The organism is Candidatus Tiamatella incendiivivens (assembly GCA_015522635.1).
Lineage (GTDB): Archaea > Thermoproteota > Thermoprotei_A > Sulfolobales > Acidilobaceae > Tiamatella > Tiamatella incendiivivens.
Window position 1 is genome coordinate 349,001 of the sequence record WALW01000019.1, and the last position, 15,621, is coordinate 364,621.

Genomic DNA, 15,621 nt, shown 5'->3' on the forward strand with positions numbered 1-15,621 from the left:
GATGTGATATGAGTGATCAAGAGCAGGTAAAAACACAGGAAGAATTCCTGGTTCCCTTAGAGACTTATAGAAAAGCTGGTGTTTTCCTTGGAACACACATATGCACTAAATACATGGAGCAATTCGTTTACAAGATAAGACCAGATGGGCTCTATATACTAGATATTAGAAAAATAGATGAAAGACTCCGTGTAGCCTCGAAATTCCTCTCGAATTACGAGCCGGAAAAAATTGCAGTTGTAGCTGTTAGACAGTATGGGCAAAAACCTGTTAAAATGATGTGTGAAAGAGTAGGCTGTAAACCTATCACGGGGAGAGTGATTCCAGGTATTTTCACTAATCCCAAACTAGAATGGTATATAGAACCAGATGTTGTTCTAGTAACCGATCCGAGAGCAGAAGCGCAGGCTATTAAAGAGGCCTTCAAGGTGGGTATACCAATTGTAGCTTTAACAGATACCGATAATAGAATTGAGAATATTGACCTTATAATACCGGTTAACAATAAAGGCAGGAAAAGTTTAGCCCTAGTCTACTGGATACTGTCCAGGGAGATCCTCAGGAACAGAGGTATTATAGGACCAGATCAAGATCTCGATCTAACTTGGGAAGACTACATAGTAAGACCTGTCAGGAAGTAATCTGCATAACTATTTTTACCTCATACTCTAAGCATTCTGCTTTTATGGCCGACTCGTAAACTGAGGGTAAAATAGGTATGGGTATGTAGAATGAAAATATCCCTGAGTATTCCATTACTAGGATTGAATTGGAAGAGAACAACAAATCCCTATTTAGTTATCCCAGTTAACCAGGTTTTACTTGTCGACTATTCTGTCTGCGAAGGGAAGAGCAAAACTAAGCTAGAACTCAACAAGCACATTCCAGTTCTAAAAGAACTTCTCCAAAAAACGGTAAACAAACTTACACAGGTATACACCTATTTATCCATTAAAAATGATAAAGGTTTATGTTTGAACATAAACCTCTCTGAAAGTAGCTATACACCTTTGGTTTCCTTATATACTGCTTCTACACTATCTGCTATCTACGTTATGCTAAGAGAGGTACTAAACGGAAAACCCGGAGTAAACGATATCATTGATATTGCAAGTTATATATGGTCACGGGAAAAACCAGGTGTTAGAATGCTCTATGAAGCATTGATGATTTCCGCAATAAAACGTAAGCCAATACTTTATAGGGGAAGCGAGGAGCATATAGTTCTAGATGAGTTCTTGTTGGACAAGATTGCAGAAGGGAGATATATTCCGTTACTAGATGCTAATGAAAGGGATTTTGATCCGCAATTAGAATCAGCATTGGTAAAGCTGGAAGGAATCTCTATTATAAGTGCAGTAAATACTCTAGCCTCAAAGGTGAATAGTCCTAGTTTTGAAATAAGTGTGCTTCGAGACTTCTTTAAAGTAGATAATGCTATAAGCTACATACTATATAATCTCCCAGTACCGCAGGAAAACTGTAAGTATATCCAGTCAATTGAAGGTTATTTAGAGGAGATATGTGTTGATAAAGCCTGAGAGATTCATTATCAAATTAGGAGGGAGTGTCATAACTAAAAAAGATAGAAGATACAAGGCAGACAAGGAATCGTTATGCCAGATAGTAGATCATCTAAAGGTTTCAAAGCCTCTGGTTATAGTTCATGGCGGAGGCAGTTTTGGCCACTATATGGTGTATAATATACTGCAAAGGAAAGCAAGATTAGAACACACAGACCTACCTCAAATAAGTTACATTATGGATAAACTCAACCAAGAGGTAATACAATGCCTTCTGGATAAGGGAATTCCCGCCGTTAGCTTTCCACCGCATTCACTATGCCGTATTATTGACAGCGCGGTATCGTGTAATATGGAGACGATGAAAGAGGCAGTCAGTAGAAGATTAGTACCTGTACTGTATGGTGATAGTGTACTAGCAGGTAATGGGATCGAAATACTCTCTGGCGATACGCTAACGGTTCTTGCGGCTAGAGAAATTAACGTTAAGAGACTATACTTCCTAACAGATGTTGATGGCTTATACGAAGACTTAGAAACCAAGGAAATCGTGAGACACTTAGTAATTAAAAAAGGAGAACCATTGCCCTTCAATGTAAAGGGCTCCTCAACTATAGACGTTACCGGTGGTATGAGAGCTAAAATAAATTCCTTGAAAAACCTTCTATCCGGCTCCAAAGTATATATTCTGAATGGTAGAAACCAAGAACACTTGTATAGGGCTTTAATTAAAGGCGAAAATCCTAGTACACTTATAGAAGTATATGATTAAGAGCCTTATAGTAGGGAGGGAATAAGTTGAAGTTTGAGTTAACTACCAAGAATAGAAAGCTTGATCATATAAAAGTAACTGTTGATAGAAATGTCGAGTCCAAAGCCTCAACCCTCCTAGAAAGCATTTTCATTGATCATAACTCCTTACCTGAAGTTAACATTGATGAGATTGATATTTCTACTCGATTTCTAGGAAAAAAGATCAGTGCCCCCCTAATTATAACTGGTATGACTGGTGGGCATCCAGAGACTGCTGAAATAAATAAGTATCTAGCTGTTGAGGCAGAAAAGTATGGTATTGCTTTAGGTGTTGGAAGTCAAAGAGCTGCTATTGAGCACAAGGAGCTTGAATGGACATTTAGCATAGCTCGGGAACATGCGCCTGATATACCTTTAGTTGCTAATATTGGAGCCCCACAGTTAGTTAAGGGTTATGGTATCAGGGAGATACTAGATGCAGTTCAGATGATTGAAGCTGACGGAATAGCAATACACTTGAATCCTCTACAAGAAATATTTCAAATGGAAGGAGACACCGACTTTAAGGGAATATTATCTAAAATAGTTGAAATACTAGATGAGAGTCCAGTACCAATTATAATAAAGGAGACAGGTGCAGGGCTTTCACCGGCAGTTATTAATGTTCTGTACAATCTAGGTGTTAGATACTTTGACGTTTCCGGTTTGGGAGGAACTAACTGGGCTAAGGTTGAGGTACTGAGAGCAGAATACCGGGGGGACAAGGAGTTTGTTGCAAGGCTTGATGGTTATGGAGATGTATGGGGAAACCCCACGGCATATTCTGTGATAATGGCTAGGAGGCATGCACCTGAGTCCACTATTATTTCTAGCGGAGGCATCAGAACGGGTTTGGATGTGGTTAAATCAATAGTAATTGGAGGAGATTTAGGAGGATTTGCACTTCCAGTTTTAAGAGCACTTATTAAGGAAGGAATAGATGGATTGGATAGTTTCCTAGAGAACATCATATTTCAGATCAAGGCGGGAACTCTGCTAACTGGCTCGATGAATATAGTAGAGCTGAGATGTAAGAGATTTACAATAAAATCAAATGAACTAAGATCGATGTTAGCCGATAAAGGATTCGACCCTCATTATTATAATCATATCAAATGCCATAATAAGTTGAAGGTGCCGTCGGGATGGATGTAATGAGGGGGTTGATCGAGAAGTATGTGCCTATAATAAAATCTGAACTCGATAAAATTGCAAGAGGGTTTCCTGAAAACGTATACATTGCAGCTCGTCACCTATTGCTTGCTGGAGGTAAACGTGTTAGACCGGCACTGACTTTAACATACGCTAGAATGCTTGGAGGAGAAGATGGTGAGGTCAAGGCCCTTCCATTCGCGGTTTCAGTTGAACTGGTTCACAACTTCACACTTATACATGATGATATTATGGATAAAGACGAGTATAGGAGAGGAGTAAAAACTGTTCATACCGTTTTCGGTGAGAACATGGCTATACTTGCAGGGGATCTATTATTCGCTATTTCCTTTGAAAATGCTCTTGGAAATGAAAATGTCCAACCCGAAAACAAGGTAAAAGCCGTTCACCTCCTCTCCCAAGCTTCTAGAATCGTGGCTGAAGGACAGGCATTAGATGTAAGTTTTGAAGATAGATGGGATGTGACACTAGAGGATTACCTGGATATGATTCACAGGAAAACTGGGGCCTTAATAGAAGCGGCAACAGGCATGGGTGCACTTGCAGTCACACAGGATGATTATATTGTAATGGACGCAAGAACATACGGGAAAAATGTAGGTATAGCATTCCAGTTGAGAGATGATATTCTAGGAATCTTTGGAGATCTGTCAATAACGGGTAAACCTGTATATAACGATATATCTAGAGCTAAGAAGACCGTGCTGGTACTATATGCTTTGTCACACCTTAATTTTGACGAGTCTAAAAGATTGAAAGAAATACTTGAAAGTAAGACTAGTAACATAGAACTACTCAAAGAAGCCGCCAGCCTAATCGAAAAATCCGGTGCAAAGGAGTATGCTTTGAACTTAGCTTACAGGTTTTCAAAGGAAGCCGTAGAAATAGTCGAGAAATCTAATGCTATAGACGAAGATGCCAGAAAGGCTCTAATAGAGTTCGCTAAGTTCGTTGTTGAGAGGGAAAAATAGTGGGTGTCGTATATGAATACCCTTCTCTTTTCGTTAAGGGATCAAGGAATCCTCCATTTTGTACTGTCAAAAACGGATACTATGAAACTAGCCAGGAAAAAACCAGTGAATTCGGATATGCGATAATTGAGGACTCACTAGAAAAAGTAATCGACATTAATGGCTCAAGTGTTAAAGAAGACTATTGCCTAGAAATACCCTGGTTGGGTAAAGTATTGAAAGTTGCAAAAGGAGCACCTCTGATTCTAATAGAGATTTCGGCTGTACAGGTTTTCCTTGTCAAGAGAGAAGGTGACAGTATTAAGAAAGGAGAGATACTAGCTCATATAATAACCAGTAAATCTGGGTCAAGAAGTATAAGAGCATACTCGGATGGAGTCATTGTCTTTATAGGTTCAATAAGTCTTTCTAATCCAGAGGTATATGTAGTGGCGGTGGCAGAATGTGACAGAGTTAAATGGTTTAGAAGAAATTGAAAGGATCATTTGGGCATATGCATTGAAAAATGCATTGGACTATGAAGGAAAGGCTGTCACAAAGAGTGTTATATCTAAGGTATTTAAGGAAAAACCAGGATTGAAAAACAAAGCTAGGAATGTAATAGAAATAGTTAACGGTATAGTAGAGAAAGTTAACAGTATGACGTATGAAGAGCAGACAAAATTGTTTGAGCAGTACAAAGACTTGGTCACTACTCCTGAGAGAAGGAAAAAAGAGGTACTGCCACCACTTCCAAACGCTGTCGAGGGCAAGGTTGTTACTCGCTTTGCTCCTAACCCTGACTTTGTCATCCATCTAGGTAATGCGAGGCCTGCGATCTTAAGCCATGAGTATGCGAGAAAGTATAAGGGGAGATTCATACTTAGATTTGAAGATACGGATCCTAGAACTAAGACGCCTATAAAAGCAGTTTATGGCCTAATTAAAGAAGACCTGAAATGGCTGGGCATGAAATGGGACGAAGAGCATATTCAATCTCTGAGAATGAGCATATTTTATAAGACAGCAAAAGAGTTGATAGAGAAAGGTGGTGCTTATGTTGATATATGTAAACTTGAGGAGTCTAAGAAGCTTATAAAAGGAGGTATAGGATGTTCGACTAGAAAAAACCCTTTATCCTGGCAATTTGAGCAATTTGAAAAAATGATTAAAGGCTATTATGGAGAAGGAGAAGCGGTTCTAAGAGTTAAGACTGATTTAAACCATCCTGATATCAGTGTTAGGGATTGGGTTGCTTTCAGAATAATAGATACAGGCAAATTCCCCCATCCACTTGTCGGAGACAAATATGTTGCATGGCCAACGTATAACTTCGCTGTATCCGTAGATGACCATCTGATGGGGGTTACACACATACTAAGAGGAAAAGAACACATGCAGAACGTTACTAAACAAAAGTTTCTATTTAAACATATGGGTTGGGAGTATCCCACAGCCATTCATTTCGGAAGAGTTCATTTCGAAGGGTTCATAATGAGTAAATCAAAGATAAGAGAATTGATAGGGAAAGAACCTGACAGGTTCTGGGGATATGATGACCCAAGATTTGGAACATTAAGAGGCCTAAGAAGGAGGGGGATTCTCTCAGATGCAATAAAACAATTAATACTTGAAGTCGGTATAAAAGGCATTGATACTAGAATAACATATACTAACCTAGCTGCTATAAACAGGAAAATGCTAGATGAAAAAGCCCATAGAATAATGTTCGTTTATGAGCCCATAGAATTTACTGTAGAATCTAACACTCCATTAAAATCGAGAGTTCCTGTGCATCCGTCATTAAAAGACGTTAGAATGTACACTGTTCAACCTGGTGATAAGGTTTGTATTAACAGGAGTGATGTGGGCTCAGAGGCGATTAGACTTCTAGGACTAGGGAATTTTGCTATCGGTAAAGATGAACTGAAGTATATTGGTTCCGACATGTCTGTAGCTAGAGAACATAAAATACCTATAATTCAATGGGTGCCATGTAGCCAAAAAGTAAATGTCTCTGTCTACAAACCTTCTGGCCTAGAATTTCTTGTACAGAAGGGATATTCTGAACCAGGAATTTTAGAGTATAAAGTTGATGATAAACTCCAATTCATTAGATACGGGTTTGTGAGAGTCGATAAAATTACCGATGAGCTTGTTAGGGTGATTTTTTCACATGAATAATCAAGGAACACAGGAGAGATCATTTTTAGACAAAATTTTAAGAGGTATTGTTGCATCTATAGAATTAATCATTGCAGGATTGCTTATAATCACTTTACTCATAGCTGGCATTAAAACTCTTGATTATCTTTCTATTTTCTTTTACTATAAGGGATTCGATAAACAAATGTTCCTTGAGATACTTGATGTAATTCTACTTTCTATCCTAGCTTTGGACTTATTGAGGACACTAGTGGTTGCCGTGATTAAGAGAACTCTTCCTATTTCAATAGTAATTGAAGTTGCGCTATTGGCTGTTCTTAGAGAAATTATAGCTATTGAAATAAGAAATCCTACTAATGCTAGAATACTGGTTTATGGAGTAATTATAATTATACTAGTATTCTCGTGGATTTCAATTCAATGGTTCCGCGTTAAAATAGAGGGGGTTCGGGTTAATGCTTGAAAAACCTATTTTAGTGTGGGATGATGCGATGGCGCCGGGGGCGGGATTTGAACCCGCGCGGGCTTCCGCCCACTGGCTCTCCAGGCCAGCCCCTTGGGCCGCTCGGGCACCCCGGCATACAGTATACTTCCATTAATCCCGTATTAGGTAGGAGATCTTATTATTTGTTTAATGTGTCACTCTTTTTCCAAACACTAGGATAAACTTTTGGCTTCATCACTACACGCTTAGATTTTACGACTAAACCTTTATCCATTCCCTTAAGGTTTTCAGAGTCAATAAGAGCCTTACCAATGCTTACCAGTTCCCCCTTACGAGTGAGGAGAGCTGTGGTTTCTCCCTTCTTAAAGGGTTGAAAGGCAACTATACCTGGTGCAGCTAGATCTGCTCCATGCGCTATGCTATCCACCGCGGAATCTCTTGTAACAATTTTAGGTATGTGACAGACAGCATATTCGACTGGGAGAATAATCTCTTTCAACATATCGTCCTTTCCTTCCTCTTTATACCTATAAAGAGCTTCAGAGACTTCTTGAAGCCTATACATTTTTTTATCCTCTGTAAATGGCCCTGTCCTAATCCTCCGTAGCTCTCTCATATGTGCTCCTACACCAAGCAGAAGGCCGGCATCATGGCAAATCTTCCTCATATAAGTTCCTGCTTCACTATCGATTACAAGGAGAGCATACTTCCCCGTATATTCTAGGAGCTCAATTTTGCTTACACGTTTAATTCTGACAGTTCTTTTTACTGAACTCCTAAGAGGAGGCCTTTGATATATATTACCTTCAAGCGTTTTTAGAACTCTAGTTAAATCGGACTCAGCGATAGGAGAATGAAGTTGCATGACGCAAACGTATGTTTTAGAGGAATGAATTATATTCCCAAGTACCTTAGTAGCACTAGCTAGAGCTACTGGGAGTACACCGGTCACTTTGGGGTTTCCCCGGAATCGTCCTCAGACTATTTCCTCTAGGGTACCGCCATGACCGGCTTTCTTAAGCCCGAACATTCTCTTTATCCATGCAACTACCTCATGGCTTGTTGGGCCTGGCGGTTTATCGAGGTTTATAATCCCTAGATCAAACCGTTCTTCGAGGCTACGCTCAGATGGAATCTTCCCATAAGAATAATCGGTTTCTTCTTCTCTTACAATGATCCATTCTCTTTTGTTATTGCAAAACGATGATATGCTTTCGATAAACTCCCACCCGTTATCCTTCAACTCTGATCCCTCATAATTCATTTTATTATGTTTAATATCTTAGTTATTATAAAGACAAGTCTAGGACAAGAAAACCTATGGGAAATAGGACATATTGCTCGCTTACTATGTAAGATCTTTCATTAAACTAATTTAACCTCAATTTTCACAGGTTCTCTCATGAACTCTGTTAACCCCGAGTTTTCTAAAGCCTTAGCGATCTCCTCATCACTAGCTCCTCTTTCTATTTCCACTTTTTTGCCAGTAGGTTCAATATGGTTCACGTTTGCTTTTCTCCGCCTTACACCAGATATGCTCTTAGGGCCTGAGATTAGAATGAAATTTTCGTCTATTATATCTATGATAACGCATTTTCTCCCGGCTTCTCTACCTTTAACTTTTATACATATTCTCCCTATTTCTATTGCAGGCATCTTTATCACCCATAGCCATATAGCGTTAATGGGTTTGTCATTGTTGTCCCATTTTAAATTTTCCAAGTATGTTTTCCACAGTCTTCTCTATTATGGAGTATACTGCATCTATACTTAGTTTCTCGGTGTTTATAATAAGGTCGAACTTGTCTAGAATATTGATGTCAATACCGTATAACGCCATAAACCTCATGTATTGGCTTTCCTCTCTGCCCAGTGTTTCTCTTATTATATCAAGAGATTCACAGGTTTCCCTCTCGGTTATTCTCATTATTCTAGTATCTAGTGGGGCGTTTATATATATGGAAAGATCAGCTAAGTCTGCTAGGACAAACGCTGATAGATGGCCTTCAATAACTCCTCCCTCGCTAACTGCTTTTTCCAAGGTTGTTTTATCAATCATCAAGTCTATTGAAGAATTCTTTTCGGCTACTCGGCTGAGTTCCATTAGGCTGATCCCTTTGGATTTTGCTATTTCACGGAAAATTTGGCCTGCAGAATGATATGGTAGAGAAAGATCAGAAGAGAGTCTTTTGGCGTATGTCGTTTTCCCACTTCCAGGCGGCCCGCTTATGACTATGATAGGATTTCTGTTCCCTTCCTTATTTTCCTTCTCAGTAATTCGGCTAGGCATTCGTGGCAAATATACCCACCATATATTCTTCCCGGTCTTTTCTTAGTTTTCGAAAGCCTCCTTAAATCTGGTACTCTAAGTTTCGGGATGCCCTGTAGTGGTCTGCCGCAGAGAGCACAATGAGCAAGCTTTGGCTTCTTTTTCTCATAGTGTGTTACATTATTTCCTCCTGGAATTCTGATCGTAATCCTTCTGCTTCTATACGCCAGTCTAGGCATGGTTTTTCACCTTTGCCTATTCTGGCATACCACAGTGAAAATAGAGTTAGGTATTTCTAGGTATATTAAATTATTAGGTCTTTTCTGAAAAGAACAAAGGCATATATATAGCCTAGGAAGTGTACAAAAACGCTTGGAACGTAATATAATCCATTACTTATTATTGTAATGCCTGGAACGTAAATAGGACTCATTATTGTCGTCCCAATCGTCACCATAATTACCATTGAAGATATAGAGTATGCTATTATTAGAAGAACCATTTTCTTGAGGCTGGAAAACAGTAGAAAATTCCTTGCCTTCTTGTACTCCTTGTACAATATGCGAAGCTTCTTTTTGACCCTAGGTCTTGACGCAGCTTCCTCTACTGTTTTCCTGTATTCGCTTATGGTATTCAAGGCTTGCTCTATATCAGCTTCTCTAATAAATGACCTAGAGAATAGAATTGCAATCCAAGCAAAGATAAGAGCAGTCAAAAACACTATAAAAGAAATCATATTGAAGACACCGGAAAACAATTGTCTATATATTCCGTAGAAGTTCCATTATCTTAGAAGCAGCTGTTTCTGGATGTCCTTCAGGGTTCTCTACTATTGCTACAGCAGAGCCGTAGAATACTGCACTAGCTATAGCTGAGTATCGGGCGAAGTCCCTTAGTTCTCTAATCGCTTCAGGTCCTCCGAAGTCGCTTCTTTTTCTAGTGATGTCCTTAACTTGCCTCTGATGTATAACCTTAGGGTTTGCTTCAATTAGAACTATAAGATCAGGTTTGAATACATCAGTGACATGCTTTGGGAGTCCAGGCCAGTAACCTACTATTGTTTTGATTATGCTGTGAGTATCAATAAGTAGATAACCCTTCGATTTTGATTCTAGTTTTTCTGCAGCATCTTCAATCATGTTTTCTGCAGCCAACTTCTGCAGCTCTAATTGATCTCTTAGCCTCAGTTTTCTCAGTTCGTCTCTATCCTTCGCTATACCTTCTTTTGTGGCGGTTTTAATCATGTATGTTCCATAGTTTGCTATGAAGATATTCATTTCCTCATCTCTAGCTTTTTCCTCTACGAGTTGTAGAACAGTAGTTTTACCCACTCCAGGTATCCCAGTTATTATCGCAACTCTAAACGGGTTCCTCATCACTCTTCACCCAGGATACGGCGGAGCAATGGGTATGTTTCTAATGCTCTTTCATATGAGATCATAGTATAGTACTGGTATATTATACCTACTGCAAGCAGTATTCCAGTACCACTTCCATATGCACCGAATATATCCGCTGTAACGGCTATGACACCGACTAGGATAGAACTAAGTAGAGTCAATGGATATATATATTTAGCTAAAACCCTTTCAATTATCTTGGGATTCCTACGCATACCCGGTATCTCCATACCCGACTTTACAAGGTTTTCGGCCTGCTGCGAAGGATTTAACCCAGCTATTTCAACCCACATGAAACCGAATAGAATTGAGATTAATATCCAGGATACGGAGAATACAACTGTTTTCAGCGGATCAGCTAAAGACATAAGGACTCCTCTGGGCGGACTTAGATAGTAGACAGTATCTCTAAGCATTTTACTCCATATAGACTCTGGATTAAGTAGATTAATTGAAAGGTTTCCAAGTAACTGTAGGTCTGCAACAGTAATTCCAAGTAATAGGACAGGTATGTTAGTAACATACATGAATTGCAGTGGGATTTTACTCCTTATACCTCTCATTCTCTGGGATGTGATTGGGATCTCAACACGTGTAGATTGTGTATACACAAGGAGTAATATTATACCCAATGTAAATATAAGCCCCGTCAAATCTGGGAATCCTCTAGGCCTTACTATTAAGTCCATAACAGGTGTTTTCAGCAAAGCCGGGATGAACCCATAATAGTTTGATGTTCCTGGTACAAAGCCGAGTAAGCTCCACATCATAGTCTCAGCCACACCAGCCAGAATGAACAAGCTTATAGCGCTACCTATACCCCAGCCTTTTTGCAACATTTCATCCATAAGTATAACTATAAACGTTGCTAAGCTGAGTTCAATTATTACAATAGTCCTATCCAGCCATGAAGCCGTACAACCAGTAAGCGGGTTCCCAGCTCCAGGAGCTAAAGTCCAGTATCTGCATCCTAAAACATACATACTAGCTTCGAATATCCCGAAAAGAACTGCAAGTGTTTTCTGCGCTGCTGTGAAAGTTCTCTTATCATCGGGGTCTGTAAGGTCCATGTCGATTATTTTAGCACCTATCAATACTTGTAGGATAAGTCCTGCAGTTACGATCGGACCTATGCCTAGTTCCATTAATGTGCCAGCTTTTGATGCGAATATTATTCTCTGTAAATCTATCTGCGTCTGCCCTTGTTTTGCTATACCGAATAGAGGCGTGTTGGCCATGATCAAGTAGATAACAAGGACTATGCCAGTCCAAGCTAGTCTTCTATATAGAGAGGGTTTCTGAACCGGTTTCGATATTGTTGGTATGTAATTGGCCATCTTAGCTAGAGCAGCTACGATTCCCATTAAGCATCCACCTTATGTGATCCGTTTCCGCCTATTCATTGAACGCTATCTAACCGGAAATAAAAAGGATATTCTAGCATATCCCCCTAGCAGATTTTTTCTCCGGGTTTTACGTCCTCCTCTACGGTTAAAAGAATAGGTTTAGACTCCTCTGAACAACCAGCAGCTAAAACCATTCCCTGACTAACTAGCCCTGCCATTCTTTTCGGCTTCAAGTTAGCGGTAACTATTACTTCCTTTCCAAGGAAATCCTCAGGCTTATACCATCTTGCAAGCCCTGCAAGGATCTGCCTCTTCTCTTCGCCTAGATCGACAATGAGTCTTATGAGTTTACGTGAGTTCGGTACCGGTTCTGCTTCAACGACTTTGCCTACTCTTAAGTCTATTTTTGCAAAATCAGAATATTCTATAACATCTTGCATATTAACCACCACCAAGGTTCTTCAGAAGGTTCTTCTTGTGAAGCTCTTCAATAAAATGTTTGATAGTGCATAGCACTTCCTTATCAGAGATTCCGTAATAGCCTTTTAGATATCTTTCTATACTATTGGTATCCCAGCCATTTCCAAGTAGCCGATAGAACTCTATGAGTAACGTCCTAGTTAGGGGGTCATAGTATTTTTCCGCAGATTCATAATTCAAGTTCAGTACAAAGTTTTCTGGTATATATTTCAAAACTGCGTTATAATGTTCTCCTTCAAAACAAGTGGTTTCCTCATAGTAGGTAAATATGTTTATGAGAGAAGTTAAGAGTGTACTTATTCTATCAAACTGTTCCTCGACGAGTTTTCTTAGGTAGGGATCACCGAGTGTTTTCATTTTGATAAGATCGAACCTCTGTTTAATGGATTCTATTCCATTTCTTATGGAATTATTTTCCCATCCTAGTACATTGTCTAGAGAATGGAGTAGATATTTCCATACCATCCTAGACAAACTGTCTCCTTTTTCACTGGTAAGCCTTGAAATATAGTGTAGTGATCGTAATGAAGCTTGACCTACAATTTGTAGTATCTGAGGAGATATTTTCTCAGGGGCATCCTCATTTGTGTGGTAGTATTTGTCTGGCCACTGGTTAATCATGATAGCGGGAATTCCATAGGATGCCAGTACATCATGATCACTGCCGAACTCGAATAGCACTCTGGGCTTAAATGGAACGTAGGGCAGGTCAGTAGAACCCCCCCAACTCTTATTACTATTAGCCTCTTTCTCTAAGAAGTAACTTACAACTGCTTCCTCAATACCTGGAGAGGAGGGGCTGGATTCTACGAGATTCAGTGATCCACCATTTAATCGCGGATCGCCACCTACCATATCTAAGTTTAATGCAAAAACAAATTTTTCAGAGGGGATAAACCCTGTTTCAAGTGCATAAATTGTACCTAAATATTCTGGTGTCCATACCAGTACTATGTTATGAAACGGTTGCCAAGTTTCTTTCATTTTTTCACTAAATTTTTGTGCAAGCCATAGGAGAGTTGCTGCTCCACTAGCGTTATCATTTGCACCAGGCTTAGGATGGCATAAATGAGCTATAAGAAGTATAGACGATTCGGTCTTACCGGGAATTAATGTTTTTATTACCGGTATTTTATACTCATCATTTTTCAAATCTATAAATAATTCAATTCCAGGTTCCTTCTTGATGAGTCTTTCGGTCAGAATTCTGGAAGAGGTTATTACTGGGACTGATAGTTGATTCACTAGAATCGGTGGGATCCTAATATACGGGAATCCGCTCCCTGTTCTTGCTTTATCATTGACATAATAAATTATGCCAGAGAGATTGTTTAACTGGTCTCCACATCGTTTATACAGAATTAACGGGTGTTTGTGGGTAACTAGAATAGCATTTTCCCCGCCGCATCTTTTCTTCTCTTCAAATACTATAGGGCCTTCCAGGATTTCCCCGCCTGTTGATTCAGAGTACGCTGCCACCAAAGTAGGAATATCATTATAACTCCACTTCGATGCATTCCATTTCATCCAAGCACTTTTAACAGTCCATGAAGGCGGTTTCTTGAAGTAAGATGTGTCTTTTAGGTATATCATTTCTACATCTAAGTTCAATTGGAGAATGTAGTCTCTGACAAAATCAGACGCTTCCAAATATCCTTGCGAACCAGGTATCCTATGGTAATTGCTAATACTCTTGACAAGGTTATGGATCCGGATTCCGTCTAACATTATTCACCGTAAAAAAGTATGTTATAATGAAGTATTTGTGTATTCAATGATTCAACTAGGATTTACTTTCTGATAAAATAGATTATAATATTCTTACAGTTTAGCTTATAATCGGGATGAGGAGCCCAGACGGACTGAAGCCTGTAATGATGTCACCTGTCTCATCTGACCATTCAGACTAGATTAATGTTCTATTCTAGCAGTCAATTATCTCTCCGGGATTTATCTTGGCCAAGGGCCCTATCGTGCATCCGGGAGAGATAATTGATCCAAGCTTGGGTTTCTTATGACGGTAATATACTTTATCTCTAATCCTAGGCGGTAGATCCGTAATGTGTGAGCTTTGGAAGATACTGTATTCTCTTATGTCACATTGTTCTCCGATTATCGTGTCTGCTATTATGACTCCTGTGGCTGTCCTTGTTTTTTGCATGGTTATTGATCTTTTCACTTCATTTCTAGATCCTACAATTGTATCTCTTTCTATAATACTGTAAGGCCTTATGTACGTTGAAAAACCGATGAATGCTCCTTTCCCTATGTATGCTGGTCCTTGTATGTAAACTTCTTCATCGATAAATACGTCTTCTTCTATAAGTACAGGACCCTTAATCACTGAGGTGGGTGATATTTTAGCATTCTTAGAGATTTTAATTGAATCTTTTAGCTCATGTTTTAATAGAACGGTTCCCGCTTCTAGGAGATCCCATGGATAGCCTATCTCTATCCACTCGCCGCTCCATATGTATGCTCCTAGCTTGCCGTTTTTAGCTAAATGGTTTAAACCGACGGTAAAGCCTTTATCAATTATGGATTCCAGCCCTTGTTCGTTCAATATTAGTATACCGGCGAATACGTATCCGGGTTTCCCTGGTTCCTTTTTGAATCCCTCAGCTCTATCTCCGCTTATTATTACTTCACCATAAGTTTCTAATCCGGACACTATCGGTGTTACCACAATGGTATTAGGGTAGTTAGACTCGTAGTAGTACTGTAGAGCGTATCTAACAATGTCCGGTGGAGTTGATACGAACCCTGTGAATGCTATGACATAGGGACCTGTGAGCTTCTCTTCTCTTATAAATGAATGAGCTCTTTTAATAGCATCGTCTTCCCCGGATCCTTCCTGTGTAATTGTTTTTATCCTCAAGTCGTAAGGAGCATGGAATTGATCACCCGATCTTCCAATTGTTAGTAAATTAGTTATTCCAGCTTTGTGAAGGTAATCTAAGGTATATTGGAACAGAGGTTTTCCTAGAAGTTCTATGAATGGTTTTCTTTTACTTTTTGTTAGAGGCATAAGCCTTTTACCATATCCACCTGCAAGTATGATTCCGTACATTTTCCTC

The 15,621-nt window shown here is 39.4% G+C and carries 19 protein-coding genes and 1 tRNA gene; 8 read left to right on the forward strand and 12 right to left on the reverse strand.

The features are described 5' to 3' along the window. Nucleotides 1–8: 8 nt before the first annotated feature. The 8 genes from rpsB (at nt 9) to F7B60_05305 (ending at nt 7,067) form a co-directional block, all read left to right on the forward strand. Nucleotides 9–641, forward strand: coding sequence for a 30S ribosomal protein S2 (rpsB, locus tag F7B60_05270; GenBank protein MCE4614918.1), 633 nt, complete (start codon nt 9–11; stop codon nt 639–641). A 90-nt stretch (nt 642–731) separates the two neighbouring features. Further along, entirely contained in the window at nt 732–1,541 is an 810-nt protein-coding gene (locus F7B60_05275) for a hypothetical protein (GenBank protein ID MCE4614919.1), read from the forward strand. After that, entirely contained in the window at nt 1,528–2,295 is a 768-nt protein-coding gene (locus tag F7B60_05280) for a hypothetical protein (GenBank protein MCE4614920.1), read from the forward strand. Before F7B60_05275 ends, F7B60_05280 begins: the two co-directional genes overlap by 14 nt. A 26-nt stretch (nt 2,296–2,321) precedes the next feature. Beyond that, nucleotides 2,322–3,470 carry a type 2 isopentenyl-diphosphate Delta-isomerase gene (gene fni, locus F7B60_05285; protein ID MCE4614921.1) on the forward strand — a complete coding sequence of 383 codons (1,149 nt, stop codon included), beginning with the start codon at nt 2,322–2,324 and terminating at the stop codon, nt 3,468–3,470. Next, on the forward strand, nt 3,461–4,459 hold the full coding sequence (locus tag F7B60_05290) for a polyprenyl synthetase family protein (protein ID MCE4614922.1): 999 nt from the start codon (nt 3,461–3,463) through the stop codon (nt 4,457–4,459). The genes fni and F7B60_05290 overlap by 10 nt, the downstream gene beginning before the upstream one ends. Next, nucleotides 4,459–4,935, forward strand: coding sequence for a DUF2118 domain-containing protein (locus F7B60_05295; GenBank protein ID MCE4614923.1), 477 nt, complete (start codon nt 4,459–4,461; stop codon nt 4,933–4,935). Before F7B60_05290 ends, F7B60_05295 begins: the two co-directional genes overlap by 1 nt. After that, the gene (locus F7B60_05300; protein MCE4614924.1) at nt 4,904–6,622 is read left to right on the forward strand and encodes a glutamate--tRNA ligase; all 1,719 of its coding nucleotides are present in this window, start codon (nt 4,904–4,906) and stop codon (nt 6,620–6,622) included. The genes F7B60_05295 and F7B60_05300 overlap by 32 nt, the downstream gene beginning before the upstream one ends. Then, on the forward strand, nt 6,615–7,067 hold the full coding sequence (locus tag F7B60_05305; protein MCE4614925.1) for a phosphate-starvation-inducible PsiE family protein: 453 nt from the start codon (nt 6,615–6,617) through the stop codon (nt 7,065–7,067). Before F7B60_05300 ends, F7B60_05305 begins: the two co-directional genes overlap by 8 nt. A 29-nt stretch (nt 7,068–7,096) precedes the next feature. Here F7B60_05305 and F7B60_05310 read toward each other — a convergent pair. The 12 genes from F7B60_05310 to F7B60_05365 all read right to left on the reverse strand — a co-directional run bounded on the left by F7B60_05310 (nt 7,097) and on the right by F7B60_05365 (nt 15,614). Then, nucleotides 7,097–7,183 (reverse strand) — tRNA-Ser (locus tag F7B60_05310). Between the two features lie 44 nt (nt 7,184–7,227). Continuing rightward, a complete protein-coding gene (locus F7B60_05315) occupies nt 7,228–8,001 on the reverse strand; it encodes an RNA-guided pseudouridylation complex pseudouridine synthase subunit Cbf5 (protein MCE4614926.1) in 774 nt (257 codons plus the stop codon). A gap of 24 nt (nt 8,002–8,025) precedes the next feature. After that, complete coding sequence (locus F7B60_05320) at nt 8,026–8,292, reverse strand: tRNA pseudouridine synthase A (GenBank protein ID MCE4614927.1); 267 nt, start codon at nt 8,290–8,292, stop codon at nt 8,026–8,028. A gap of 122 nt (nt 8,293–8,414) precedes the next feature. Continuing rightward, nucleotides 8,415–8,705, reverse strand: a complete 291-nt coding sequence (locus tag F7B60_05325; protein MCE4614928.1) for a 50S ribosomal protein L14e — start codon at nt 8,703–8,705, stop codon at nt 8,415–8,417. A 37-nt stretch (nt 8,706–8,742) separates the two neighbouring features. Then, nucleotides 8,743–9,339, reverse strand: coding sequence for an AAA family ATPase (locus F7B60_05330; GenBank protein ID MCE4614929.1), 597 nt, complete (start codon nt 9,337–9,339; stop codon nt 8,743–8,745). Beyond that, nucleotides 9,282–9,557: a 50S ribosomal protein L34e gene (locus tag F7B60_05335; GenBank protein ID MCE4614930.1), complete on the reverse strand. Its 276-nt coding sequence runs from the start codon at nt 9,555–9,557 to the stop codon at nt 9,282–9,284. Before F7B60_05335 ends, F7B60_05330 begins: the two co-directional genes overlap by 58 nt. A 65-nt stretch (nt 9,558–9,622) precedes the next feature. Then, nucleotides 9,623–10,054, reverse strand: a complete 432-nt coding sequence (locus F7B60_05340; GenBank protein MCE4614931.1) for a hypothetical protein — start codon at nt 10,052–10,054, stop codon at nt 9,623–9,625. Between the two features lie 25 nt (nt 10,055–10,079). After that, nucleotides 10,080–10,694, reverse strand: a complete 615-nt coding sequence (locus F7B60_05345) for an adenylate kinase (GenBank protein MCE4614932.1) — start codon at nt 10,692–10,694, stop codon at nt 10,080–10,082. Further along, nucleotides 10,694–12,082: a preprotein translocase subunit SecY gene (gene secY, locus F7B60_05350; protein MCE4614933.1), complete on the reverse strand. Its 1,389-nt coding sequence runs from the start codon at nt 12,080–12,082 to the stop codon at nt 10,694–10,696. The genes F7B60_05345 and secY overlap by 1 nt, the downstream gene beginning before the upstream one ends. A gap of 86 nt (nt 12,083–12,168) precedes the next feature. Further along, nucleotides 12,169–12,504 carry a methionine--tRNA ligase subunit beta gene (gene metG / locus F7B60_05355; protein MCE4614934.1) on the reverse strand — a complete coding sequence of 112 codons (336 nt, stop codon included), beginning with the start codon at nt 12,502–12,504 and terminating at the stop codon, nt 12,169–12,171. Nucleotide 12,505: 1 nt separating this feature from the next. Continuing rightward, the gene (locus F7B60_05360) at nt 12,506–14,272 is read right to left on the reverse strand and encodes a DUF4910 domain-containing protein (GenBank protein MCE4614935.1); all 1,767 of its coding nucleotides are present in this window, start codon (nt 14,270–14,272) and stop codon (nt 12,506–12,508) included. Between the two features lie 196 nt (nt 14,273–14,468). After that, the gene (locus F7B60_05365; GenBank protein ID MCE4614936.1) at nt 14,469–15,614 is read right to left on the reverse strand and encodes an NDP-sugar synthase; all 1,146 of its coding nucleotides are present in this window, start codon (nt 15,612–15,614) and stop codon (nt 14,469–14,471) included. Nucleotides 15,615–15,621 lie beyond the last annotated feature (7 nt).

What these genes read in the sequence shown, in the direction of transcription:
- rpsB (MCE4614918.1), top strand. Translation starts at nt 9, where the DNA reads ATGAGTGATCAAGAGCAGGTAAAAACACAGGAAGAATTCCTGGTTCCC.
- F7B60_05275 (MCE4614919.1), top strand. Translation starts at nt 732, where the DNA reads ATGAAAATATCCCTGAGTATTCCATTACTAGGATTGAATTGGAAGAGA.
- F7B60_05290 (MCE4614922.1), top strand. Translation starts at nt 3,461, where the DNA reads ATGGATGTAATGAGGGGGTTGATCGAGAAGTATGTGCCTATAATAAAA.
- F7B60_05305 (MCE4614925.1), top strand. Translation starts at nt 6,615, where the DNA reads ATGAATAATCAAGGAACACAGGAGAGATCATTTTTAGACAAAATTTTA.
- F7B60_05325 (MCE4614928.1), bottom strand. Translation starts at nt 8,705, where the DNA reads ATGCCTGCAATAGAAATAGGGAGAATATGTATAAAAGTTAAAGGTAGA.
- F7B60_05330 (MCE4614929.1), bottom strand. Translation starts at nt 9,339, where the DNA reads ATGCCTAGCCGAATTACTGAGAAGGAAAATAAGGAAGGGAACAGAAAT.
- F7B60_05335 (MCE4614930.1), bottom strand. Translation starts at nt 9,557, where the DNA reads ATGCCTAGACTGGCGTATAGAAGCAGAAGGATTACGATCAGAATTCCA.
- F7B60_05340 (MCE4614931.1), bottom strand. Translation starts at nt 10,054, where the DNA reads ATGATTTCTTTTATAGTGTTTTTGACTGCTCTTATCTTTGCTTGGATT.
- F7B60_05345 (MCE4614932.1), bottom strand. Translation starts at nt 10,694, where the DNA reads ATGAGGAACCCGTTTAGAGTTGCGATAATAACTGGGATACCTGGAGTG.
- secY (MCE4614933.1), bottom strand. Translation starts at nt 12,082, where the DNA reads ATGGGAATCGTAGCTGCTCTAGCTAAGATGGCCAATTACATACCAACA.
- metG (MCE4614934.1), bottom strand. Translation starts at nt 12,504, where the DNA reads ATGCAAGATGTTATAGAATATTCTGATTTTGCAAAAATAGACTTAAGA.
- F7B60_05360 (MCE4614935.1), bottom strand. Translation starts at nt 14,272, where the DNA reads ATGTTAGACGGAATCCGGATCCATAACCTTGTCAAGAGTATTAGCAAT.
- F7B60_05365 (MCE4614936.1), bottom strand. Translation starts at nt 15,614, where the DNA reads ATGTACGGAATCATACTTGCAGGTGGATATGGTAAAAGGCTTATGCCT.